The organism is Moraxella sp. HMSC061H09 (genome assembly GCF_001809255.1).
GTDB lineage: Bacteria > Pseudomonadota > Gammaproteobacteria > Pseudomonadales > Moraxellaceae > Moraxella > Moraxella catarrhalis.
Window position 1 is genome coordinate 141831 of the sequence record NZ_KV796856.1, and the last position, 24609, is coordinate 166439.

The window sequence follows — 24609 nt, forward strand, 5'->3', positions numbered from 1 at the left end:
GCTCATAAGGATTGCTCTAAGGCAATGGCAATCAAAATCGCTTTGGTTGAGTATGCCAGAACGCTTGACTAAATCAAACCAGCGGCAGGAAACCCACAAAAACTGCCTTCATTGTCCCTTAACTTACAGTGGGCTAATAAACCGCTACATCTGTCCAAAGTAGGGTCATCGGTTGGCTTGCCATCATGGGTAAATCGTGCTGTACCTGTATAACCACAAATCTCACCACGATAACGACCACAGACTGCTTCATTACAGTAAGTGGTGATTTGACGCACAGGGATTTTTTGCCCTTCAAAGTCCACAGGGTTTGATAGCTCAAATTCTACAATGCCAAGGCTTGGGTTTTCGCTCACCTTTTGTTCTATGTACCATTCTTGCTGGCGGTAATTTTGGGCATCATGGCTGTCAAGATACGCCTGCAGGGTATGCGTTACAGTAAGCTTAGCCCTTGCAAAATCATCATACAATCGGCAAAGGGCTGATACCGCCCCTTGTATGCCATTAATCTTATCGCCAATGCTAAGCTTAGGCGTGCTTGCCCTGCCATCTGAACGCATTTCAAGGCCGTCTGCCTTGATGGCGATGGGATGAAAATCCTGCCCCTGCCATCTAATCACCCCATCGTTATGCCCATGAAAACGGTAAATCTCACCGACCAATTTTCGTGCGTCTAATTCGTACAAGGTAATAAAGCCCTGTACAGTGGTCTGTTGTATGTCTGTGTTAAAACTCATGTGATTTACTCCCAAACCTGCCAAAGAGGCGGTATTGCCCCCTTGACAGACAGTCAATGAACAGATGATAAAGCCATCAGCTGTTAATCTGTGTTCTTAGCATCATCCCCATCATCTGCCTTGTCGGTGGCTTCACTGGCAAGGGCAGCACGCACCCCATAACGGTCATTTTTATAAGATAGGCTAAATTCGGTTACCGTTTGGCTGTTGTCCCAGCCTTGTAGCTGACGCAGTTGATTGGACGCCCACGCTAAAAGGTCAGCACGAAACGCCGTGGTGCGATTGCGTTTTAGCACGCCGTTGTTAGGCTCACCGTTCGCCACCTCAAAGCCGTCATCCTCAGGGTAGTAGATGACTTCAATGGTGGTAGCTTTATCGCCATGTTGGTTTTTCCAAAAGTCCACCTGTGCGATAAAGCTCTGTAATACCTGTGCCTCGGTGCGTGATACTTCGGTTAGAGTTGTTTCACTCATTTTTTTGCTCCTAAAAAAGCCCTTGATTTACAAGGGCTGTGGGTATGTCACCGACATTAATGTCGGCGAGTTAAAAAACCGCTCATCAGATGGGCGGTTTGGTTTAAAAAACCTGCTTTAAAGTAAACCCAATTTGCCAAACATCGCCCCCCGTCTTTTGGCGTGATATCTCACCATCTAGGCGGACTTTGATACTTGGTTCATCGGTTAAAGGCTTAAAGTTAAAAGGCTCAACGCCTTTTGTGTCAATTAAAAAGCGGTAAATCTCATCAATGACAGCTTTTGTGTCGGTTTTTGAACACTGCCATGATTTACGGCTGTTGTTAATGCCAAAACTTACCGCCTGCTCGTAGTCATCACCAAAGGCGGTTATGGTGGTATTTAAGGCGGTTGTTTCGCTACTGTCTGCCGATATGTCCCATGTAAAAGTTTTCATTTTTTGCCAATTCTATGTTAAAATTTACCATAAATTATCCTTTTAAGTACCGTTTAAAGGGGTAATAAAAAACCCAACTGTTTGCACCAGTTGGGTTTTTGCTTATCTGCGGTATAGCCTGTCAAGATGTCCGTTTTGTTTGCTCTCTTGTATCACGACTTGCCGAGCGATTTTTGCCATGGCTTCGCCCATGGTTTTACCCATTTGGGTATCGGCTTGGACATTACTACCGTCAGAGTTTACGGTTACATGGACATTGATAACCTGCCCAGCATTCCCATTTTGCATGCCATCTAGCTTCTTATCCAAAGCCTGTGCGGTATGCCGTGGTAGCACCCGTTCGCCTTTTTCAAGATTCCAAGTACCGCTTTTGGGAACAGACATAATGCCGTCATGGGCTTGACCGACGGGCATGACGACGGATTTAATGGCACTGACAATTCTCGCCCCATGACTTGCCGCCAACGCCATATCCGCCAGCCCCTCAGGGAAACCTTTGGCAAGACCTTGACTGATGGCCTGCTGCATGGCGATGCCAGCTTGGGCGATGGCAAAGCCTTGTTGCATGGCAAACATGGCACGGTATAGCCGAGACTGCTCGCCTAGGCTGTCTTTGGTGATGGACGCCAGTGATTCAAAGATATTTTCACTTTGGCTGAGTATCAGCGTGCGTTTGGCGTCTTGGTACGCTTCATCAATGGCAATCCTTGCCGCCACCCCTTCTTGTGCTATCTGTGTGAGTGCGTCTTCGTTGTCTTTATAAAGCTCTTTTTGTTTATCCATAAACCGCCCTAAGCGATTTAGGCGGGTTTCATGTTCAAAGTTAAGCTCATCAAAAGCAGAGCTGTCAGGCTTGGGCAAATCAAGCAGCTCACTCATCAGCTGTCTGCTTTGGGCAGACACATCGGTACCGTGTAGGCGGTGCTGCTCAGCTAAGATGGTTAATTGTTCATCTAAGATATCAAGGCGTTTTTCTTCTTCACTGCGACTGTCAAACACCAGCTGCATATACGCCTTGTGTGTTGCCAATTTTTTTTGTTCGGTGGCGTGTAGTTGTAGATTTGCCTTAATCTGCTCATAAATATGCTCTGTGCCATCTTGCTTTAATCCTGCGTATTTTTGTATCTCTTGATTGATTTCTCGGTCAATGTTAAGCAGTTCACGCTGATATGATGATGCGTGATTTGATAGCATGGCATCATGTTTGATTTGGCTGCTTCTTTGATTAAGCTCATACGCCAATTTGGCATTTTCGGCATTTGCCGCCCAAAGCAATAAGTTGTTTTTGGTTTCACCATTTAACACACTCATCTCATGGCGAACATCAAACAAATCATGTGCCAGCTCATCAAAAGGCGTCTGCTTGCCCACAAGTTTGATGGTGCGTGCCAATGATTTTAATTCATCATCAGCTTTTTTGGTGGCGGTGTATAAATCTTTTTGCCCTGCCAAATCTTTAAGCTTTTGTTTTTGTGCTTCGGTTGCCCCATAAAACTTGCCCAGTTTGTTATCCGTCTCAAATATCATCTCTGATAGACTGTTATTTAACAGCTGATGGGATTCATGATGCAGTTTTGCTACCAAAGCATCAAGCTCATTGATGGCGTCACCGATGTCATCGGTGGCTTTCTTGGTTTTATCGGACGCTTTTTTTGTGGCATTGGCGGCATTTGTCGCAGCACTGCCTACGCTGTTATAACTGTCTGCCAGTGACGCATTGGCTTTTGTGGCTTGGGTTGCTTTATCCGCCAGCTGTGTGACATAGTTGTACGCTGAATTGGTATTATTATCTGCAATGCTTGCCACCGCCCCAAAATCAACATTGTCATATTGCACTCGTCCAAGGCTGACCGTACCAATCAGCGGAATGCTGGCTTCTATACCCAAAACCTTTGCCATACCGTTGGCTTTGGTGCTAAGAAAATCAATCTTTCTTGCGGCATTGTTAATCATCATCTCAATGATTGAGACAAACGCATTACCAATACCATAAAAGATATTTTTGGTCGTCTTGCCAAGCTGTACAAAATTATGCAGGGCGTTTTTTGCTCCAGCTTTGGCGGTGGCGTTAATCAAATCAAAGGTTTTGGCGGCAACTTGTAGCATGCCCACAAAGCCGCCATGGCTGGTCGCAAAGAAATTAGAAAATGCCCCCGTGCTGCCCTTTGTGGTATCACCCACTTTGGCAAGCATATTATCAGCAAAGGCAGAGACAGTATCCCACGCCATTGAAAAGCCATCGCCAATAAATCCAATGAAATCCTTTGCCATGAGTGTGACTACCCCAAAGGCATCAGATAAGCTTTCAAGTGCACCTGTCACCCCATGCGTACTGACCACCACAGATGCCAGCACCGCCCCTATGGCGATGATGGGGTGAGCGGTGATGATCCGCCCAAGCGACATAAACGCACCGCCCAAGCCTGTGATGGTACGAGTGGCAAGAATGCCCACGCCTATCGCCCCTCGTTTGGTTTTCGTCCAGCCTATGCTTGCAAGCGTTGCCGCCTTGGTGGCGAGCGTGGTTCTGTCAAAACTTGTTGCCAAACCAACCAATGAGCGAGCATAAACGGCGGTGGCCGCTATGGCGGTTTTGGTTAAGTCAATGTAATGGGCTTTTGTCAAGCGTAGTAACACAAGCCGAGTGGACAAGGCATTATAAGCCGTGATTTGCCCTTGTACGCTAAATGCGTTGGCGATACTGGCTTTTGTATTTGCTAAGCTCGTCCCTGTCAGTGTGGCAAATGATGTTACTAAGGCAGAGTTTTTAGCGATGATGCCAAGCCATACCGCCCCGACCATCGCTGCCGCACTGACCAGCGTGCGAAAATGCTCAGCCGCCCATAAGAGGGCATTGGCAATGTTTTGGCTCATCATGCTGTTTTGGTTCATGATGTCATCAATGAGATAATTATACTCGTTTTTAATGACTTGTAGGGCTTGTGATACCGTGGTTGGCATCTTAGCGGACATGGCGGACAGACTGTCCGTGGCTTTTGCCACCGCATTATAAACCACATCGGCGGTGATTTTACCGTCTTTGGCAAGCTCCCTGACGGCATTTGATGTTACGCCCATCTCTTTAGCGATTAAATCCATCAAAATAGGGGCTTGCTCCGCAACAGAGTTAAACTCATCACCACGCAACACCCCTGACGCCAACGCTTGCCCAAGCTGGGTCAAAGCGGCCGCTTGAGCCTGTGCTGATCTGCCACCAACATTCATCGCCATAGTCATGTTACGAGTGAAATTGATGACATCTTGCTGGCTTTTGCCAAGAGCGGACAATGAACGCTGTGAGTTTGAATACAAATCCACAACCGCATCAAAACTTGACCGCTGTTCATTGGCGATGGCTCTTAGCTCAGTTTGTACGGCATGAAACTGCTCGGTGCTGCTCGTAGCTAGGCGGATTTGGCTTGCCAAATTTTGCATTTGGTCGGCGGTGGCGATGATACCGCCAACGCCAGCAACGGCAAAGGCGGTAAACATTACCCCCTTTAATGCCCCAAAAGCTGTTTTTAAGCCATCTGTTTTACGCTTTAAGCCATCAACATCATCACCTGCTTTTTTAGCATCATCACCAAACTTTTTAGCCCCATCACCAGCTTTTTTACTGGATTTTGACGCCTTATCCGCTTTGTCTGAAAAGCCATCAATACCAACGCTTGCCTTAGTGCTTGATTGTTCAATCTTATCAAAATGCTCTTTTAGATTTCCCAATGCGGTATTAGCACTGTCGGCATTTACCTGTATGTCTAAGCGGTATGTATTTGACATAAATTCACCCAATAAAAAACCGCCCATAAAGGACGGTTGGTTTTTTAAGTTATATAGTGCTATTTAGCTTGTTGATTGGTGCGGATTACTCTAAAGATAGCAATCGGGGTGATGCCATAACTGCTTGTATTCCTACCCATTGTTTCTTTGAGCGACTGAGACAATTCCAAGATTACATCACCAAAGCTACCAGTTGTCATATCTATATTCATATCATCATTTGGGATGGCGTCTAACACTCCCAAAACATAATATTCCCCAAACAACACCTTACCATGCTTTAGGTTGATATCGTGTGGATTGCCGACCATTTCTCCACGATTTAAGGTCATCCATACCATGTCTTCACCGACTTTTAGTCTAGCTTCAAGTGCATATGGAATAGCCTTAATTAATTGAACCACTGGCTTGTTTTCCTCAAGCTTTTTCTTTACCGCCCGCCTTTTTCTATCACCATACAATTGCTTGTATTCTTCTTCGGTTGCAAAGTGCATTGTTGGCTCAAGTAGATTTTGCAGTGTTTCTATATCTGTAATGCTTAGCACACCGTTTAATAACACCAAATTACCTGCTGAATTCTCACCAAGTTCTCGACTGATAAATCCTAACTCGTCTAGCTTATCAATCATTTCCCTAGGTAATGTTGGTGTCGCATCATAAGTCTTTTCGCTAGATTGATTTTCACCTGTAGCATAGTTCACCTTAGCGTCAATCTTTGCCATAGCATTTACGCCAAAAGCACCCTCGCTCGCTAAGCTGCTATTAAGTGCGTTATTTGCCTTAATGCTAGCCAACGAGCCAAACCCTGTCAGCTGCGCATAAAACGAGCGAATTTTAATGCTGTCAAGATATAAAAAATCAAAGAGAGATTCTGTGGTTGGTAATTCTTGCGCCACGGTTAATCTCCTCTTTTACCTTTTTTTGCTCTTGGTGAAATTTCTCGGTTTCCCTGCTCATTGCTTGGTTTAGGCAACTAAACATATCACGCAAAAGTTGAGCAGAGTGGTGAGTTGCATCTGATTTTTTAGCATTATCTTGCATACACCCATCTCCTTGATGATAACAATACTAAAAGTATCGCTGAAATTATATTATAGCAAGCATGATATGGTTTGAACAATTTGTTTTACTTATCAATAACAAATACCAATGCCCTGCCCATCATCTGATGAGCTAGTCAAGATTGACCATAAATCTCTTACCTTGAACCATTCTTGTAATGATGGCTCTAGCGATTTCATCTTCATCTATATCCAAGCTGGGTGCTACGCCCCCAAGCCGTTTGATTTCTGCGTGCAAACCATGCAAATAGTTCATCGCTTGGTTAGTTGCCTGATGACAGGTGATTTGAAATTCCCCTTGTTCCTTTGCATCTGGCTTGATCATTAAGCTATAAGCTATGTGTGTATGCTATCGCTCGTGGTAGGTCTGCCAAATCAATTTCATCAATTAAAAGCTTTTTCATTCAATAACTCCCTAGTTAATCGGAGTTATAACTTTACAACATTTTTTCTTGTTTGTTAAGATATTATTTTGAAATAAAGCCCTAAGTTTTCTTAGAGCTTTTGTTATACTCATCAAGCCATAAATCATCAAGCATAAAAATAAGCTCAAACAGCCACGCCCTGGGCAATAAGCTTTGATAATGCTCACAAACATCACAAACATCACGCACAGACAACGGTAGGGCTATGCCTTGGGTGTATCGCCTTGCTCGGTTTGCTAGAGCAAAAACCATAAAGACATTGTCAACATATACATCGGCAGCGGCAGGCGTGGGTAAATCAATCCCCAACCGCTGATAGCTCTCAATACGGTTTGGGGTAAGTGTTACCCTGATTTTTTCCCATTGGTAGCAGTCGTGGACTTTTTTACCAGTTTTGCCTTGTTGTCTTCAAATTCTTGGCTAAGGCTGGCATAAGTTTCAAATAGCAAGGTAATAAACTGTGTTAATTTGTCTTTTTCAAAACCTTGGTCAAGCAAAATTAAAAAGTTATCGCCATTGACCGCTAACGGCTCACCATCGGCGGTAACATTCCATTGACTGATACAGTACTCACCTAAGATAAATAGCATGGCTTCATACTCGCCAATTTCATCTTGATTGCCACGCTTTAAGCTGTCTTTGGTTACCTTTTTGGGCGTGTTTGCTATCTTTTGTACTTCAGCGGCGGCTCGTTTAAACGCTTCGCTTGCTTGAATTTCAAGCGTCAATTCAAGCCCATCAAATTCAATCTCACGCTTAGCACTCATCTTAGCGTCTTTTTTTAAGAGTGTTAAATCAAATGCCATGTTATTTTTTTCCTTAAAGTTTATCGAATCGTATGGATAATATTGCCCATCTTAATTAAAAAACAAATGAACGGCGGTTAAAATCATATCCAGCTTATAAAGCGTAATCAGACTTGCCACCATCAGCCAAATGACAAATAAGCCGTGTTTTTCAATTAAATATTTCATAAAATCCACAATTATGGTAATATATTCCACAAGTTAATTCCTTTTATCTGCCAAAAGGGGTTAATAAAAAAGCCTAGCTATTTGCAGTAGCTAGGCTTTTGTTTTATCACTGATTAGGCGGTATGTTTCTCAATGACTGGGCTTTCATCAACCACCGTGTAAGACAAATCCACGGTAACCAAATCTGTGCCTGATGGGCTTGGGATTTCGCCTGATACCTGAAATTTGGGTATTTTAATCACATACTTACTATTACCAAACTTAATCGGCAACTCAAGGCTTAGCGTTGCCCCTGTCATTTGGTTACTAATCATCTCATGGGCTTTTTGGCTATAAGCAATCGTCATAGAGCCTGTAATGTTGGTAAGCATGGCTAAGATATTACCACCATAGATATTATCGCCCAAGCACTTTTGTACTTCTGTTTGGTTATCAAGCTCAAAACTAAAGCTTTCAACACACACATCAAGTTTTGTGCCATTAACTTTAATCTCGCCAATAGACAAACCGCTTGCCTTAGCGGTATCTGCTTGGGCGGTCGGTGTTTTGGCAAATGATTCCGTTTTACTTTCTTGATAGCCTAGGCCTGTCATACCAAATTTTAGTTTAATTAGGCTTGATGTATCCACACTCAGCCCAAAGCTTGATACAACGCATCCTGTAAAGACATGGTTAACATTAATATCGCTAAAATCCTTGGCTATAGCAAACTGATGTTTGGTTGCACCAACACTTAGCGTATTAGGGCTAGCACCTGCTGACCATTCACTCCAAAAAGCAGCAGCAATTAATTCATCATACGCACCAAACATAAGCTCGGTCTCAATATCGCCCTGCACACTTGCTGATGTTACCATACCTGCTTTTGCCATGCGTGAACCTGACAGCATTTCACTGTTTGTAAGCTCTGTGGCAACGGTTAGCCCATTGCTGATATTTGGTAGGGTTTTCCAGCCAGTTTTAGGCAGGGTTTCGCCTGTTTGTTTGGCATACGCCGTTTTAACAAATGCTCCACTAGACATAAATCAATTCTCCGTATCATCAGTTCGTTGTTTTAACACTCGGTAATACTGACGCATATAATAAAGTTGGTCTTTCATTAATATCCACTCATGTGGGTGAATATCTTTGGGTTTTGGGGCGTCTAATATTGCCCCAAGTTCATTAATTTCACCATACAGCTGTAACAGCCGTCGGTGTCGGTTTTTTGGCATTAGTAGTATCTCCATGCTACGCTTACATTAATTTGGTAGTAATCATGAAATCCTGCATTGATGATACTTGCCGTCAGCGTCTCAAGCCTACCAAACCGCCTTGTTTGTAAATGATTAGCTAGGCTATCCGCCTTTTGCTTAATTGCCACTGTGCCTAAATCCTGTGGGCAAAACAGCTGTATCACCAGCGTGCCTTGTTGCAGGATATTAGGCGTATTGCTAATACTGCGTACTTGATTGACACCGCCTAAAATCGTAACCCTGCCCCAAATGCCATCAGGGGGTTTAAAGTTTCGGTTTTCTTTGGCTAAGGGGACATCATCAAAATGCTCCCATGATTTGATATGCGTCAGTAGCGTTTGTTCAATGTGTGCTGTGTCCATCATTGCCCCTGTGTTGCTCGTATAATTTCAGCAATACCCTTGAATAGCTCCAAACTCGTAAAGTTTTATTTTGGCTAAACGCATTCATCACTTTATCCTATGATAGATTGCCCAATGCACTGTTAAAGGCATTGCCATAAACCCCTGTTGGGGCTTGTTGTGACCAGCCGTGTTCAAGTCGCAACGCATAGGGCAAGTTGTTTTGAATGTAGATGAGTGGGTAGGTGTGCTTTGGAATGCCTAAGATAAGTTCAATGCCACCGCCTGTCTCGGCATAGCTAGGACTGCCAATGCTGATATGATGGGCATTTTTGTAACGCCCTTTACGCACAGGACTTAGGGCGATGACATTGTTATAGCAGTCAATGGCAAATTTGCGATAAGTGGCGTCAATCTTATCAGCAATGGGTTCAATGCTAAGCTTTTTATTCCATTTAATGCCCATTAAAAGCCCCTTAGCTGAATTGTAAAGCTCACCTCAGCAGGATCATGACTGATACTGATGATTTTCATCTCGTTAATCTCATCATCAATCTGTGGTATCTCTGTCAGCTCATCTTGTAAGCAAATCAGCTTAACATCGCTTTGCATGATGGTCTTGTTATCAATCTCATGGGCGTAAAAGCCTGTAAAAACGCCCCTACCGCTGTAATTGATGGTAGATAGTACTTGGGTATCATTAACCGCCCAATCATCATCAGATAAGATGACACGCCTGCCTGTGAAGTCTTTGACAGCATCTTTTAAATCAGTATCAAAGGCTTGGGTAATTTCAGTACTAATTTCAGCATTTAATCCCATTTCACACCCTAACCAAAGGCAAGCCAAACATTCCCAAAGGCTGTTGTAAATACGGCTCAATAAGTGCTAAAGCGATTTGCTCGTTTTGGCTCATAGCCTGCCCCATCTGTCCATCTGCATAGGTTTTTGAAACAGACACATCACCTGCCTTTGATGACTTTGAGATGACCTGTCCTTCGGTGCGTGTGGCAAACAAATCCCCATCAAGCCATGCTTTGGCAATGTACCTACCTGCTTGCCTGATGGGGTCAGGGGTCTTATCAAATGCCCTAATTTTATGCTTATTTAGCCACGCATTGACAATAACCACGGTTTGTTCATCAGCCTTATCAATGTCTGTTAAATCATCAAGTGTTATCATTGTTTCATCCTAAAAACCCCACCTAAAACAGATGGGGCTTTTGTTCGTGCTGTTTGGCTGTTATTCAACCTTAGCGGTCTCGCTCTTTGTACCTGTCAGTGCTTCGGTAACCTGTGGGTCTTTGATGCCGTAGTCTGCCCCACTTTTGGCAGGGTCTGTTACCTGTGCGTTAGCCAGTGTGCTTTTGCTTTCATCAAAATACGCTCGCTCTGATGGATAGGTAAAATTAAAAGCAGGCTTAACCTTATCTTTTGGTAATGACATGAATTTCTCCTTATAGGTTGGTGATTAAAAAGCGAATGGGGGTAGCATCAGCATCAGCGTCCAATCGCCAGTTTGCCGCTGTGGTTAAGTCTGTCCAACTCGGTGATAAGGCTTCATTTTTTGTGCCACCTGTTAGCGTACTAGGCTCACCGATGAAGCTAAACCCTTGGGGGTGGATAAGCATGTTACGGCGTGTCCATAGCGTGGTATGACCTGAGCCGTTGCCTGTGTTCGCTGTGCGTTCAAGCTCCAAATCATCATGCCCTGCAACCATATCAGCAGCAAATGCCCCAGCCCCTAACAAATAAGAGACATATTTGGCGTTTTTGCCTGTGCCTATGACCGTGGCACGCTTTGACTGGATAAGCCTGCGACCGTTATACATATCAATGGGCTTTAAATCATCAGCGGTGGTTACTCTCTCAAGTAGTCGCTGTTTTCTCATCTTGGTTGCAATCAAAGGATGCACGACCATTAAGCCTTTGCCCTGATACATTTCATCCATCGTGCCTTCAGCGTCAATGAACGCATGAACATCAAAGCCTGATGAATCATCAGCAGTTGCCTTTGATATGTCAGTAGATAACTTCTTACCATTAGATTGGTCATAATTTAAAAGACCAAACAAGGTAGCAATGGCACGGTTTTCAGCTTGTGTCAGCCAATAGTCATCAATCATCTGTGCCATGAGTTTTAGCGGTGATTGACCGAGCAAATAGCTTTCAAGACGGCTTTCAATAAAGCCCTCATTTAACAGTGCCAAACGCCCTTTTGATTTACTGCCTTCGATTGAGCGTGGCATCGCAATATCTGTCATGATGGTGTTGGAATAGTTCGCTTCTAAGTTGCCATCAATGGGGTGGATAAAAGGCACATCAAAGGTTAATGAACCGCTGTTTAGCAGGGGGCGTAAGCGTGCATCTGAGACAAATGCCCCTGATTGCCAAAACTTTGACCGCTGTAAGTTGTCTTTAACCTGATAAGACAAGGTGACATTTTTATTAAAAATCTCTCTTAATTTTGCCATGATTACTCCAAAAATAATTGATTAAATAAAGCAGGGTTTGAGTTGGCAAGTGCTAATCGCTCTTGTTCACTGTAATCACCTGCTCGCTTAGCTGATTGACCGTTTGAACCTGTACCACAGGATTTTGTGCCAATGATTAAGCTGTCGTATTTACCACAGTTTTGCATTTGTTTTGCCAAATCGTCAAGGGTCATGATAGATACAGCACCACTGTCATCTAACACGCTTAGCTGACCATCTTTGGCAGACAAACGCTTTTCAATGAGTATTTGTAAAATCTCTTGGTTGGCAGGGTTATCGCTTAACTGACTTGATAGCTTTTGGGCGTGTGATTTGACCAAATTCTCATCACGCTCTTTATCACGCTTAGCGATTTGCTCGTTTAACTCTTGAATTTTGGCTTGATACTGCTTTTCTAGCGTCTCAAAATCCCCCTTTTTGCGTGCAGTCTCTTCGGCAAGTCGCTCTTTTTCAGCCTGCTCAGCCTTTCGCTGTTCGCTTTGTTGCTTTTTTTCAGCCAAAAGGGTCTCGCTGTGTTTACGCAATCGTTCAACTTCTGCTTGTAGCTTGTTGTACTGCTCTTGGGTGATTTGGTTTTGCGTGTCATCGCTTAAAACTGTGGTTGGTTTTTCGCTCATTGGTTACTACCTTGATTTTGCTGTTACAAACAGCGGATGATAAAAAAGCACCCTACTGGGTGCTGTGTGTGAATAAATAAACTACAAAGGCATTTTCATCATCTGATGATAAACATCAACTTTGCTTTGGTGCAAGGATTTTATCTTGGCTTGTATAAGTGCTCTGCAGCCGCCTAGCACGCTCCTTAAAAAAGCCTTTGCCTTGCTTATAAGCATCTTTAAGGTCTTGACGCAAAGAGTATATCTCTGATGGCGTCAATGCCATATCTATGAATTTGTTTTGCAAGGTATCTTGCTTCTGATTCGGTAAATTGTGAGAAATCATAGCCAAATTGCTCCTGCCACCATTGTTCAATTTCTTTGCCTGCTTGTTTGCGAAGCTGCCCAAGCGTGGCTTTGGTAATAGGCAGTTTAGCAGAATTGGGTTTACCATTCAAGGTGCTGGCTAAAATTACTTTGCCACCCTTGCTCTCAATAAAGCCACGCAAATCCGCCAATGTGCCACCTTGGGTAATCACATCATCAACAATCATATAATGATGGCCACTTAATACAACACCATCAAAACTGACACGTTTTAAGAGTCTACCCACGCCATCAGATGATGTGCGATAAGCACGCTTAGCTTGTACAATACCCAAATCCATATCCACACCAAGCATTTCTGATAAAGCTAAGGCATAAGCCATGGGGATTTTGTTTCGCCCTAGCTGTTCTTCGGCATGAACAGGCACAATACGTACATTATCATAACCTTTAATTGTATGGTGTAATTTTAGTACAAAATCATCTGTTAAATATTCATCAACCAAAAATAATGCTGAGCTTAATTCCCCAGATTTGGCTTTTTGATAATGTTTGTGTGTTGTGATAGTGTCTTTGGCGTGGGCAATCATCACATTGGGCAAATCCCCCCAATCGGTTCTTTTCACAGCAAGTACTCTGTCTTTGGTATTGTCTAATTTTACCACAGCAGCAAATGCCTTATCAAAGGCTTTGGGTTCTAATGCTCTCATTTGTTCAAGCGTTAAGGGGGTGAAATGCTTATCAAGCTGTAACGCCCTAAACCGCTCTACTGTCATGCCACCATCACGAAATAACTTCGCTCGGGTTTTGCCAAGCACTTCATCTTGATATTGGGCAGGCTGATTTTTTAGCCATTCATAATAAGTTTGATTTTTAACCACCCCATCCATGCTCGCTCGCTGTTTGGGCGTTTGATAGCCATCATAGACAATCTCAAAACTTGAACGGCAATTAAAATGATAGGGCGGATATCGTGCTTTGTCCAAAGGCATAAACACCCCATCTAAACCCCTACAAATGCTACTGGTGCGTAAATCCAAGGTTGCAATGACTTTAATGCCTTTGATGATGTCTTTGTTATCATGAATAAATTGCTGTTTGGCTTGATTTGCAACAATGGCTGTACCTGTGTGAGCAATGGTCTTGGCATGGCGTGTTGTGATTGCCAAAATGCCATCTTGGTAACGGTTTTTGCGTGTACCCCTGATAATCCTAACAAGCTCTTGGTTGGTTAAGCCATTGGCATAAGCATAGCTGATAGCATTGCTTATCTTTGTGCTTTGCTCATCGCCAAACTTAGCCAAAATCTGATTAAGCGTTACACCAACCTGAGCAGATAGCTTGATGGGGCTGTCTGCGTCAAATTGTGGCTCATTCATGTTTAGCGTATCTGGCTTATCATCAATCATTTTGGTTTCAAGCGTATAATTGTAATCGTATAGCTCTTGCCAATCTTGGGTTAACTCCAAGGCGTAACCTGCCAAAAAGCCCAAGAGCTTCTGCTTACTTTCGCCAATCAATAACTCAAATTCTTTATAGTTAAGCTCACTAATTTCATGACGAAATACCACCAATTGCAAAAACTCATCAATTTCATCAAGCGTGGCTTTAAACTTATTTGCCAGATGAACCTTGAGCCTTTCTAAATTGATTAAATGCTTCATAAGTCATGCTCGGTTGTTCAATTAAGCCATCTATTTCATCATTGCTAAGCTCGCCACTGATTAAATTAAACTCACGGGCTTTATCATACAGTACAGATTTAGGCAGCTTGCCTGCGTCAATTAAACCTGATAGCTGTGTTAATAAGCCAATATCAACCGCATGTTGGCTAAATTGCTGTCTAATAACAAATTTCGGTGGATGCTTTGCCCCTGTGTATCTATTGCACCAGTTTAATAGTGATAAAAAGCCTTCGTTAATATTGGCAACACATAAAGATGCTTGGCTTGGCTGTGCTGATGTTTCATTTTCTGCTTGGGTTGCTGTTTTGATTGTACTGTTTGCTTGCTTGTGCGTTCAGTAGCCTTGTTTGACTACCTAAAGTTGTTGCCGATATGCCGAATTTTTCTTGAATTTGTAAGCCAGTCATACGCTTACCTGACCTTTTTAGATAGCACAAAACAAGGTACATTTTGCTATTTATCCTTTGGTTGTTAAAATCACGCTTTTTTGCTGATTTTTTCTTTGGCTGTTCGGAATTGTCAAGATTGATGACTTTGCCACCTTTTTTGATAAATTCAGCGATTTGTTGCTCTTGGGCGTCTAAATCTGTTCTTGAATAATTAAAATCATTGCTCACAGAATTAGAGTTTGGTATAATAAATTCGTTCATTTAACTTTCCTTAAGTTAATCCGAAAATGGATACCGCCCCTAGCGATAACTAGGGGTTTTTTTTGTTGTTCTCTGACATATTCCCAATTAATATCAGGACGCAAGTCTTCCGCTTTTACCTTACCGCCTGTCGCTTGCTCAATAGCTAAGCATCTACCCCTTGGCGGATTGTTTTTATCCCATTTACTCAATGCCCAAGGCGTGATGCCAAGTGAGCGAGCCAAGGCTGATCAATTTCCTAAAATGATACGCCGTTATTCCAAAGGTCAAGCCAAGCCAAGAAACGACAAAATGAAACTGCTTACGCAATGTCTTGGTGTACCTATAACTTGGCTTGATTACGGCGAAGGTGAGATGACAAAAAATAATGATAAACTCGCCCCTATCACCGAATGGGACAATGGCGCCCCATTGGATGACGATGAAGCTGAGATCCCTTTTTATAAAGACATTGCCTTTGCTTGTGGGCATGGTGCAGTCAATGGTGATGCACCGCTTGAGGGTCGTAAGCTGCGCATGGGCAGACGCACCTTGAGCAATCTGGGTGTGATGCCCATCAATGCCTTTGCAGTCACTGCGTGCGATGACAGCATGACGCCCTATGTGCAAGATGGCGACACCATCTATATCGATAAAAGACGAAAAGAAGTCAAGGATGGTCGCATTTTTGCAATTCGCTTTGGGGAGCTGTGCTTATGTAAGCGTCTGTATCGACTGCCTGATGGTGGCGTGCGTATCGTCAGTGATAATGCCGCTGAATTTCCTGAGCAGGTCGCCACCAAGCAGCAGATCAGCGATGGTGAGTTTGAAGTGATTGGCTGGGTGTGGAGTGTCAGCCGTCTTGAGCGGTGGTAATGAATTTAAGATCACCAAACGCATATTGAAGAAAATTTAGGAGTAATAGCCGTGACAGCAGAAACCTTTCATTTAATACCAGCTATCACAGGTGCTGTGAGTGGCGCTGCATCAGTTGGTTTGCTAAATGGACCTTTGCAAACCTTGCAAGATATTTGGTTTGTGGTATATGGTCACAAGTGGCATTATAAAGTTGAAAGCATTAAGGCTCAACAAGCAATGAATATACAAGCCATGCAGAACAACATTCAGACCGGTATTGAAAAAATACCAGCAAATGCACTCAAAGACCCCAATGTGGCAATTATCGGCCCAGCGTTGGAAGCCAGCCGATTTCATATGAACGAAGATAGCCTCCGTGAAATGTTTGCCAATTTGATTGTGTCAGCCATGGATGAGAGAAAAGATGGTCAGGTGCATCATGCGTTTGTAGAGATTATCAAATCACTTAGCCCATTGGATGCCAAAAATCTAGAATATCTAAGTCAAAGCGGTGATGCACCAATTGTGAATATTGTCAAAGAAGCAAGTTATGGCTTTCATATGCTTCACCAACATGTATTTTTAGGCAATCGCCAAGTACTAGATCCCAACTTGATTACACCATCTATTGATAACCTTGCACGCCTTAAGCTAATAGATGTGACATATACCGAACACTTGACACATGAACCAGTCTATGATCCCTTTTATCACTCAGCCTTATATCAAGAAAAAGTTTCAGCACTGGGCAAAGAGCTTAAACTTCGAAGACTGGATATATCCAAGCTTCAAGATCTCACTAGACCAGTTGAACTCGATGGCAAGGTTCTAAACAAAGATGAACGAACTGAACAAATAGAGCTGATAAACAAAGAATTAGAGTCCAAAATTGAGATACAAAAAGGCGTTATTAAACTTACTGCTTTTGGTAAAAATTTCCTAAGCGTCTGTTCGCCCACGACTTAGAGACTGCTTAATCTCATTTACAAAGCGCTTAGTAAAGGCTTTTTTGTTCGTCCGTCATGGGGTTTGGGTCAATGATGAGAAAATCCTGCACCGATTTGTCTTTATCCGCCGCTTGCATGTAGGCAAGTAAGGCAAAGCCTTGTAAGTATTTTTTGGCGTTTTGGGTGGCTTTTTGGATGTTACGGCTAAAATGAACCGTATTTGCTCCAAGCACAATGTTAATTGCCAGTGCCATGTTGTCATCCTTTAAGTAAAAAAAACCCACCGCATTGGGTGGGTTTTGGTCGTGATTGGGTCGTTAAGCGATGTGTTTTAAAAACTGCTGATATTTGTGCTTGCTTAATTGTAAAATGGCAGATTTGCCATTGTCAAACTCAATATGACAAACATAAGCGTCTTTGGTACGATTGGGTAGCCCAGCACCAATAGACAGGGCAACCAGTGCAGGCAAAACGCCCGCCCTAACAAGCAGCGTGCCAACAGTGGCACTGATGGCACCATTTTGAACCGAATTTGCCAAATTTGCCACCTGATCGATGTCAATGAGCTCAAATCTTTGTACCTGAGTGCTAAGATTGTACACATGGTTTTTGTTGGTTTGTTTGTCCATGATGGCAAGAAAACAACCAGACGATGACGCCGATTTTATAAAATCATCAGAATGTAACAGTTTAATGCCAAACATAACAAGTCTCATCATCAAAAACTACCCTCATCATACCTTACCTCTCACGCCTTTTCAAGCCGATCAAACATACACATTAAGGCTTCACTTTGCCTTTGGAGTGCTTGCTCTGCTTTGATTGCTTCATACGCTTCACGTATCTTGTCAGTCATAGGATTTGGATCAATTGTTGATGATTTATATATTCGTGGTCAAGGATGACGCACTGCATTTATTACACGCCAGTAAGCTCAACCGCCCAACAAAAATTGAAGTCAAATGAGATAGTAAGATTTTAAAGTCACTGGTCGAAAATTTGGCGAAGTGGGTACAATTTACAGCTTTGCGCCTGCAAAGTACAGCCTTTAGATGATATACCATTTTAGGAGGAAGAAATTAAACAAAGTTTTAACGGTGGTTAGTATGTGGTTATTATTATTTTTAGCTATTAAAAGACCTACAACTTTTGCTGTAGGTCTTTTATTTTATTGGTACCAGTGGTCGGACTCGAACCGACACGCTTTTAAGGGCAACGGATTTTGAATCCGTCGTGTCTACCAATTTCACCACACTGGCATGTATGGTTAGCCTAACTGGCTATGAGTGCGTATTATACTGATATTTTTATCGCTGTCAATACTTTTTATCAATTTTTTTCGTTAAATAATGATTTGATGGTTTAGATGATAAAAACCAAAGCACGCTTAGTCATATTTTGTCATATGTTATGATAAATTATGGCGGTATGGTCAGCCGATATTACAAATTGCTTAACAGTTGATAACATATCATTAACATGATAACATACTAATAGCAAGGTTTTTTGTTGTTTTTATTTGTTTATCTAAGGAATTCTTATGACAACCACCCCAAAACCTAAGACGGCGACAACAAGCTCAACGACTGCCACAACCGTTCCCAAAAAAACAACATCGACTCGTACCAAAGTATCGACCGCTACAGAAACCAAGCCAAAGCCATCAAAAGCGGAAGCGATTATGACACAAACGGTGGGTCAATTAGAAGAGTTACTTGAGCATGCTACCCCTGAGGAGTTGGCAGAATTTGGTGAAGCGCTCAAAGAATACCTTCCCACAACTCATGTCATCAGCCAAGTTCGTACCGATAAATCACGAGATACTCAGCTTTCGGATAATTGGCGTGAAGGCGGTTATCCCTACAAATATCGCTTAAGTCGTAAAAATTACGAAGCCCAAAAATACAAGCTACAAATTGAACTATTAAAACTCCAACATCATATCAAAACCACTGGTCAAAAACTTGTCATTATCTTTGAAGGGCGTGATGCTGCAGGCAAAGGTGGCACCATTAAGCGATTTATGGAGCATTTAAATCCCCGTGGTGCTCGTGTGGTCGCTCTAGAAAAGCCAACCGAACAAGAGCGTGGCCAGTGGTATTTTCAACGCTATGTGCAGCATCTGCCAACCGCTGGTGAAATCGTTTTATTTGACCGCTCTTGGTACAATCGTGCGGTTGTAGAACGAGTTATGGGCTTTTGTACGGATGAAGAATACCGTATTTTTATGCATCAAGTGCCTGAATTTGAAAAGCATTTGGTAGAATCTGGCATTCATTTGGTGAAATTTTGGTTTTCGGTCAGTCGTGAAGAACAGCGTGTGCGTTTTGCCAGCCGTGAAAATGACCCGTTAAAACAGTGGAAACTATCGCCAGTGGATAAAGCCTCGCTCAATAAATGGGACGATTATACACTTGCCAAAGAAGCTATGTTCTTTAATACTGACACGGCAGAAGTGCCTTGGATTGTGATTAAATCTGACTGTAAAAAACGCGCACGCTTAAACGCCATGCGTTATGTACTCAATAAATTAACCTACGAAAATAAAGACATCGCTCAAATTGGTAATATCGATCCTTTAATCGTTGGTCGTGCAGGTGCATTGTATGAGATGGATGAACGCACAGACTTGACTGTCAGCACTCAATTACCCAGAAAAACCACAACAACCAAATAACTCTTTTGGCCTATGATCGCTCAAATTCATTTGGGTGATTTTAATTTAGATTAAGCATGTAGATTAAGCATGTAAAAACGCCTGATTGACCCAAAATTGCCAATTTTGCTTGGCTTTGCTACAATAGTATCTCACCAAAATTATGCCAAAATTATGCCAAAAAACACCACTATAAAGCATGTTGAAGCACTGGGCAGCACCCTTGATGACCCTGAAACGCTATTAAATAAACATCGTCAAATTGCCGAAAGTTTTGAAGCGAAGCTTGCCAAAGAAGCAGTTTTTGATGAGAATTTTAATAATTTGGCAGATGCTCATTTGTCTTTATCGGATTATTTGACAGCAGTCAAAATGGTGATTGATGACAGTTTTGATCATGAGGTTTGGGTGCGTGCTGAAATCCGTGCCATGAACACTAAAGGCGGTCATTATTATTTTGAATTGGCTGAGACTGATGATGTTGATCAAATTACCGCAAGCTGCCGTGCAACTTTATGGCGATTTCGTGCCAAGACAGTGATGAGTAAATTTACCAAAATGACAGGTCAAAGCCTACAAGCAGGTATTTTGGTCTTGGTAAAATGCTCGGCGAGTTTTCATGCCAATTATGGTTTTAGCCTAAACATTAGCGATATTGACCCAAATTATACGCTCGGCGAGATCGCTGCTGCATATACACAGATGAAAAAACGGTTGAGCGAAGAAGGCCTGCTTCATTTAAATAAAAAACACGCCATACCATTTGATATTCGCCATGTCATCGTAATCGCCCCTGAAAAGGCGGCAGGTTTAGGCGACTTTCGTGCCGAAGCCGATCGGCTCGCCTTGGCAGGTGCTTGCCAATTTCACTATCATTATGCCACTTTTCAAGGCAATCATGCGCCCAATGAGATACGCCTTGCAATTTCTGAGGGTATGAATAATTTTAAAAATACCTATGATACTTTGCCAGATTTGTTGGTCATTATTCGTGGTGGGGGTGCGGTTGGCGATTTGGCTTATTTGAATGATTTTGAATTAGCGGCTTTGGTGGCAGAATGTCCGATTCCTGTTTGGGTTGGTATTGGGCATGAGCGTGATTCGGTAATTCTTGATGAGGTAGCACATAGCAGTTTTGATACCCCATCAAAAGCTATCCTTGGTATCGAGTCGCATTTGGTCAAAATGACGCGTCAAGCGGTCGCTACAATGGAGCGTTTGACTAAAATGACCAATACTCATCTAACAATGGCCCAAGCAAATAGCCAAAGACAAATTGAGAAAATCCAAAGAAGCAGTTTGCACGCCGTCAATATGGCAAAAAAAGACAATTTATATCAACTAAGCCACATAAAAAGTACCGCAAAATTCCGCCATCACCAAGAAAAATCGGCTCTAACCGCCCTACTTGCTCAGACCCAAAAATCAAGTTTGGCGATTATATCGCAAGCCAAACATACCACAAAAATCCACCTTGATCAGCATAATATTCTATTTGATTATTTATCTAAACTAAAAAAAGACTGTCGCCATTTACAAAGTTTGATTTTAATTCAGCATCCAAGCCGAATGCTAAAAAAAGGCTATACACTCATTCATAATGCTCAGACCAATGAAAGTATTCATAGCACCAAAACACTCCAACAAAATCAGTCAGTTAAGATAACCTTTAAAGATGGGACAGTCAGTGCAGTCATCAAAGATATCAGTACACACAAAAACACTTAAGAAATTGTTAAGAAATTGTCTTAAAAAATTTATCCACGACCTCAAACTGCTCTTTGGTAGTCTCGCACGCATACATGGCGTCACGAAAAGCGTTAGAGTTGGGCAGACCGCCTGTATACCATGCGATGTGCTTACGGGCAATGCGACATCCTGAATATTCTCCATAAAAGCGATACAGCTCATCTAGATGCCTCAAGACCACTTCATGAATCTCACCGACCGTAGGCGACGCTAAGAGTTCGCCAGTATTGGCAAAATGGGCAATTTGCTGAAACAGCCAAGGTTTACCTTGAGCAGCTCGACCAATCATAACAGCATCTGCCCCTGTTTTGGCTTGGATATCCAAAGCTTTTTGTGGGCTATCGATATCGCCATTGACAATGATAGGGATTTTGGCAGCCTTTTTTACTTGGGTAATCAGCTCATAGCGTGCCTGACCTGTATAAAAATCCTCTCGTGTACGCCCATGAATGGTAATGGCAGCCACGCCTGCTTGTTCAGCAATTTGTGCAATTTTTAAAATATTTTCTTGCCCATTGGCAAATCCCAAACGAGTTTTTAAAGTGACTGGCACATCAACGGCCAAAACCGCACTGTCAAGCAGCCGCCTAACCAAATCTTCATCCTGAAGCAATGCCGAGCCTGCGAGCTTACGGCAGACTTTTTTGGCAGGACAGCCCATATTAATATCGACAATCTGAGCACCATTGGCAACTTGAAATTGGGCGGCTTGTGCCAATTTATCAGGCTCAGCCCCTGCAATTTGTGCAGAAATGGGTGCAATTTCGCCATCAAAATTGGCTCGATATAACGATTTTTTGCGTGCATATAATGCTGTATCAGCAATAATCATCTCACTGACGGCATGACCTGCACCAAAGGATTTACAGAGCCTTCGAAAAGGGTTATCCGTCACCCCTGCCATCGGTGCTACCCAAATTCTATTCTCAATTTTTAAACCCCCAATAGATAGGGGCTGTGATAAAATATGTTGATTTTTAAGGGATTTTTGTAGCTTATTATCTGTCATCATTGTGTCATATACTTGTATTTTGAAATATCACTTTAAAACTTTGTATTATGACATAATTTTATAATTTATGGCATATTTGGAATAAAATTTGTATTTTTAAACATGGCAAGATCAAGTGATTATGATTGCTGACCATCACTCACTTTATCCAGCCCAGTTTGTCGAACTGTCGGCGTATTGATGGCATTGATGAGTGCGTCATGCGTGCTGTAGATATGTACCGCTGACTTTGCTCGAGTAACAGCGGTATAAATAAGCTCCTTTGACAGCAGGCGTTCGCTATTGCCATCAAAGATAATGGCGACTTTTTGCCACTCTGAACCTTGGGATTTATGCACTGTGATGGCATAAGCCGTACTCACAACGGTATCACTTAACATATCAACCGCCACCATACGCAAAGCCTCGCCTTCAAAGTACACGCTAAGACCTGATGAACCCCATAAGCAAATGCCGATATCTCCATTAAATAAGCCCAAATCATATAAATTTTTGGTAATCATCACCACACGACCATGAAACCAAGGCGATACTGATGGTGGGATTTTTTGAACTGCTCGATGAGCTAAGCTTAAATAATCATTGATCTGATCATCGCCAAATGTACCAAGATGTGAAGCGCAAAGAATACGGTAAGTATCTAATATCTTAAATAGTTTTTTGACGCTATCAATTGCATCTTGGCTAGATAATTTTGCAAAACTAAAGCGAAGCCGTTTACTTGCTAAAAAATAGTCCTGATAGTCTTGGCTAAGCTTTTGGTAGGTATCATTGTGCATTAGGGCATGGGTGATGGGATGAAAATCAATCTTGGTATGGCAATTGATTAATTGTTGTATTTCATCAAAGTGTATATTTTGACGATCATCATTAATCAGCTTTGCCAATTGACCAACACCTGATGTGTCCGTAAAGCGTTTTGATGCTGTCAAATTGACACGCAAATGCCTTAGGCGCTCAATTCGGCATAAGTCAGCCAACACCGCACCAGCATCAACCGCAGCCAGCTGATGCGTATCCCCAAGTAAAATCACACGGCAACCCGTGGCGATAGCAGCAAATAGCTGACTTGCCAGCTCCGTGCCAAGCATAGAAGCTTCATCGATAATAAGCATATCAAGCGGCAGCTGATTTTTGGCATCATAGCGTGGGCTGCCATTTGCCCCAATACCAAGCAGGCGGTGAATGGTCTTAGGCTTGGGCAGCTGTATATCGTTCGCCTTATCTAGGGATTTAAGTAAAGATTCACTCATACGCTGAGCTGCCTTACCTGTCGGTGCAGCAAGCCCCAAACGCATCTTTTTATGCTCATCACGCTGATTGAGTGCGATGACAATTTGGGCAACTGTAAAGGTCTTGCCTGTCCCAGGACCTCCCGTAATTAGGCAAAACGCTTGTTTTGAGACCAGCTTGATTGCGTCACGCTGCTCGGTATTTAGGCTATTTGGTAGCTGATCAAGAGCAAATATCGGCACATCAGCCTGACTGATACGCAAGATATGCGTCATCAGTTGTGATTCAGCAAGGTAGGCACGACTTGTCCATAAATACAGTCCACCTGCTTGATCACTAAAATAAATCGGTGGCGTATTTGTTGGTATGCTTTGAATGTTTGATGCCAAAATATCTCCAAAAAAAGTATTGTTATGCAAAAGACTCACAAATTGCTTCAAAGTATTGGCGTTTTTATATAAGACATAGTAAATACGCAGCATGGACAAAAATAACGCAGATAATTGCTCAATTTCCATCACTGTGTGATCAAGCAAAGATACTTGCTGACGAAAATGATTTAAGGCATGATTAACAAATTGTTTTATCTTGATAGTATCATCTGCACAGCGATGATAAGCATCAAAAAATGCTGCCCAGTCCATGCCCTCATTTGCCAATGCGTGCGTTATCACTGTCAGGCATGAATCCATGATTTTTTGTTGCCAAATGGGTATCATGCCATTTAATCCATGGCGATTATTCAAATCATCATGATCATTGATATGCAGTATGGTATGCCCTTGATTGAGCTGAAATAATAACGCATCCTGCACGATATGATATAGCTCAAAGTCTGGTAATCTTAGTGTACATTCAGCAGCCAAAACCTGTTTTTTGGCATACCATTGATGATTGTCTTGAATGCGATCGGTCACATATCGGCTAATAATATCCCCTGCCATATATTATCTCTACTAT

Annotated in this window: 29 protein-coding genes and 1 tRNA gene; 4 read left to right on the forward strand and 26 right to left on the reverse strand. The window is 42.5% G+C overall.

Annotated elements, in window-relative coordinates; all coding sequences use genetic code 11:
* Window positions 1-68: 68 nt before the first annotated feature.
* From HMPREF2573_RS07115 to HMPREF2573_RS07215, 21 genes are all read right to left on the reverse strand, one after another.
* Window positions 69-737: a phage minor tail protein L gene (locus HMPREF2573_RS07115; RefSeq protein WP_070473021.1), complete on the reverse strand. Its 669-nt coding sequence runs from the start codon at window positions 735-737 to the stop codon at window positions 69-71.
* Window positions 738-820: 83 nt separating this feature from the next.
* Window positions 821-1210, reverse strand: coding sequence for a hypothetical protein (locus tag HMPREF2573_RS07120; RefSeq protein WP_070473024.1), 390 nt, complete (start codon window positions 1208-1210; stop codon window positions 821-823).
* A 103-nt stretch (window positions 1211-1313) separates the two neighbouring features.
* Window positions 1314-1646, reverse strand: a complete 333-nt coding sequence (locus HMPREF2573_RS07125; RefSeq protein WP_070473029.1) for a phage tail protein — start codon at window positions 1644-1646, stop codon at window positions 1314-1316.
* A gap of 102 nt (window positions 1647-1748) precedes the next feature.
* On the reverse strand, window positions 1749-5426 hold the full coding sequence (locus tag HMPREF2573_RS07130) for a tape measure protein (RefSeq protein WP_228141163.1): 3678 nt from the start codon (window positions 5424-5426) through the stop codon (window positions 1749-1751).
* 59 nt (window positions 5427-5485) lie between these two features.
* A complete protein-coding gene (locus HMPREF2573_RS07135; RefSeq protein ID WP_070473038.1) occupies window positions 5486-6322 on the reverse strand; it encodes a DUF6414 family protein in 837 nt (278 codons plus the stop codon).
* A complete protein-coding gene (locus tag HMPREF2573_RS07140; protein WP_003661679.1) occupies window positions 6285-6467 on the reverse strand; it encodes a hypothetical protein in 183 nt (60 codons plus the stop codon). The genes HMPREF2573_RS07135 and HMPREF2573_RS07140 overlap by 38 nt, the downstream gene beginning before the upstream one ends.
* A 132-nt stretch (window positions 6468-6599) precedes the next feature.
* Complete coding sequence (locus HMPREF2573_RS07145) at window positions 6600-6812, reverse strand: hypothetical protein (RefSeq protein ID WP_049155869.1); 213 nt, start codon at window positions 6810-6812, stop codon at window positions 6600-6602.
* 160 nt (window positions 6813-6972) lie between these two features.
* Window positions 6973-7221: a hypothetical protein gene (locus tag HMPREF2573_RS07150; RefSeq protein WP_038519449.1), complete on the reverse strand. Its 249-nt coding sequence runs from the start codon at window positions 7219-7221 to the stop codon at window positions 6973-6975.
* Window positions 7222-7256: 35 nt separating this feature from the next.
* Window positions 7257-7718: a hypothetical protein gene (locus tag HMPREF2573_RS07155; RefSeq protein WP_070473042.1), complete on the reverse strand. Its 462-nt coding sequence runs from the start codon at window positions 7716-7718 to the stop codon at window positions 7257-7259.
* A gap of 281 nt (window positions 7719-7999) precedes the next feature.
* The gene (locus HMPREF2573_RS07160; RefSeq protein ID WP_070473045.1) at window positions 8000-8908 is read right to left on the reverse strand and encodes a phage tail tube protein; all 909 of its coding nucleotides are present in this window, start codon (window positions 8906-8908) and stop codon (window positions 8000-8002) included.
* A gap of 3 nt (window positions 8909-8911) precedes the next feature.
* The gene (locus HMPREF2573_RS07165; RefSeq protein ID WP_003658151.1) at window positions 8912-9100 is read right to left on the reverse strand and encodes a crAss001_48 related protein; all 189 of its coding nucleotides are present in this window, start codon (window positions 9098-9100) and stop codon (window positions 8912-8914) included.
* Window positions 9100-9483 carry a phage tail terminator-like protein gene (locus HMPREF2573_RS07170; RefSeq protein WP_070473048.1) on the reverse strand — a complete coding sequence of 128 codons (384 nt, stop codon included), beginning with the start codon at window positions 9481-9483 and terminating at the stop codon, window positions 9100-9102. The genes HMPREF2573_RS07165 and HMPREF2573_RS07170 overlap by 1 nt, the downstream gene beginning before the upstream one ends.
* Window positions 9484-9580: 97 nt before the next feature.
* On the reverse strand, window positions 9581-9928 hold the full coding sequence (locus HMPREF2573_RS07175) for an HK97 gp10 family phage protein (RefSeq protein WP_070473051.1): 348 nt from the start codon (window positions 9926-9928) through the stop codon (window positions 9581-9583).
* Entirely contained in the window at window positions 9928-10284 is a 357-nt protein-coding gene (locus HMPREF2573_RS07180) for a glutamate 5-kinase (RefSeq protein WP_065249009.1), read from the reverse strand. The genes HMPREF2573_RS07175 and HMPREF2573_RS07180 overlap by 1 nt, the downstream gene beginning before the upstream one ends.
* A 1-nt stretch (window position 10285) precedes the next feature.
* Complete coding sequence (locus HMPREF2573_RS07185; RefSeq protein ID WP_003662609.1) at window positions 10286-10645, reverse strand: hypothetical protein; 360 nt, start codon at window positions 10643-10645, stop codon at window positions 10286-10288.
* 60 nt (window positions 10646-10705) lie between these two features.
* On the reverse strand, window positions 10706-10909 hold the full coding sequence (locus HMPREF2573_RS07190) for a hypothetical protein (RefSeq protein WP_003662607.1): 204 nt from the start codon (window positions 10907-10909) through the stop codon (window positions 10706-10708).
* 10 nt (window positions 10910-10919) lie between these two features.
* Window positions 10920-11936, reverse strand: coding sequence for a hypothetical protein (locus tag HMPREF2573_RS07195; protein ID WP_003662603.1), 1017 nt, complete (start codon window positions 11934-11936; stop codon window positions 10920-10922).
* Window positions 11937-11938: 2 nt separating this feature from the next.
* Window positions 11939-12574 (reverse strand): hypothetical protein, encoded by a 636-nt coding sequence (locus HMPREF2573_RS07200; protein WP_070473054.1) that lies wholly within the window; start codon window positions 12572-12574, stop codon window positions 11939-11941.
* Window positions 12575-12792: 218 nt separating this feature from the next.
* A complete protein-coding gene (locus HMPREF2573_RS09105; RefSeq protein ID WP_083297500.1) occupies window positions 12793-14544 on the reverse strand; it encodes a minor capsid protein in 1752 nt (583 codons plus the stop codon).
* Between the two features lie 302 nt (window positions 14545-14846).
* On the reverse strand, window positions 14847-15215 hold the full coding sequence (locus HMPREF2573_RS07210; RefSeq protein WP_070473057.1) for a hypothetical protein: 369 nt from the start codon (window positions 15213-15215) through the stop codon (window positions 14847-14849).
* On the reverse strand, window positions 15212-15439 hold the full coding sequence (locus tag HMPREF2573_RS07215; RefSeq protein ID WP_003658174.1) for a transcriptional regulator: 228 nt from the start codon (window positions 15437-15439) through the stop codon (window positions 15212-15214). The genes HMPREF2573_RS07210 and HMPREF2573_RS07215 overlap by 4 nt, the downstream gene beginning before the upstream one ends.
* On the opposite strand from HMPREF2573_RS07215, the gene HMPREF2573_RS07220 reads away from it, so the two are divergent.
* Together HMPREF2573_RS07220 and HMPREF2573_RS07225 are read left to right on the forward strand one after the other, a co-directional pair.
* Entirely contained in the window at window positions 15420-16070 is a 651-nt protein-coding gene (locus HMPREF2573_RS07220; RefSeq protein WP_070473060.1) for a S24 family peptidase, read from the forward strand. The genes HMPREF2573_RS07215 and HMPREF2573_RS07220 overlap by 20 nt on opposite strands.
* Before the next feature lie 51 nt (window positions 16071-16121).
* Entirely contained in the window at window positions 16122-17018 is an 897-nt protein-coding gene (locus HMPREF2573_RS07225; RefSeq protein ID WP_070473063.1) for a DUF4393 domain-containing protein, read from the forward strand.
* Window positions 17019-17046: 28 nt separating this feature from the next.
* On the opposite strand, the gene HMPREF2573_RS07230 is transcribed toward HMPREF2573_RS07225, so the two are convergent.
* From HMPREF2573_RS07230 to HMPREF2573_RS07240, 3 genes are all read right to left on the reverse strand, one after another.
* Window positions 17047-17253 carry a hypothetical protein gene (locus tag HMPREF2573_RS07230; RefSeq protein ID WP_003659781.1) on the reverse strand — a complete coding sequence of 69 codons (207 nt, stop codon included), beginning with the start codon at window positions 17251-17253 and terminating at the stop codon, window positions 17047-17049.
* Between the two features lie 63 nt (window positions 17254-17316).
* Window positions 17317-17718, reverse strand: coding sequence for a hypothetical protein (locus tag HMPREF2573_RS07235; protein ID WP_227505906.1), 402 nt, complete (start codon window positions 17716-17718; stop codon window positions 17317-17319).
* 453 nt (window positions 17719-18171) lie between these two features.
* Window positions 18172-18258 (reverse strand) — tRNA-Leu (locus HMPREF2573_RS07240).
* Between the two features lie 281 nt (window positions 18259-18539).
* On the opposite strand from HMPREF2573_RS07240, the gene ppk2 reads away from it, so the two are divergent.
* On the forward strand, window positions 18540-19676 hold the full coding sequence (gene ppk2 / locus HMPREF2573_RS07245; protein ID WP_003664271.1) for a polyphosphate kinase 2: 1137 nt from the start codon (window positions 18540-18542) through the stop codon (window positions 19674-19676).
* Between the two features lie 96 nt (window positions 19677-19772).
* Complete coding sequence (gene xseA / locus HMPREF2573_RS07250; protein ID WP_003668383.1) at window positions 19773-21383, forward strand: exodeoxyribonuclease VII large subunit; 1611 nt, start codon at window positions 19773-19775, stop codon at window positions 21381-21383.
* Window positions 21384-21390: 7 nt separating this feature from the next.
* On the opposite strand, the gene dusB is transcribed toward xseA, so the two are convergent.
* Window positions 21391-22416: a tRNA dihydrouridine synthase DusB gene (dusB, locus tag HMPREF2573_RS07255; RefSeq protein WP_003664267.1), complete on the reverse strand. Its 1026-nt coding sequence runs from the start codon at window positions 22414-22416 to the stop codon at window positions 21391-21393.
* 119 nt (window positions 22417-22535) lie between these two features.
* Window positions 22536-24593 (reverse strand): exodeoxyribonuclease V subunit alpha, encoded by a 2058-nt coding sequence (gene recD, locus HMPREF2573_RS07260; protein ID WP_003668385.1) that lies wholly within the window; start codon window positions 24591-24593, stop codon window positions 22536-22538.
* Window positions 24594-24609: the final 16 nt, after the last annotated feature.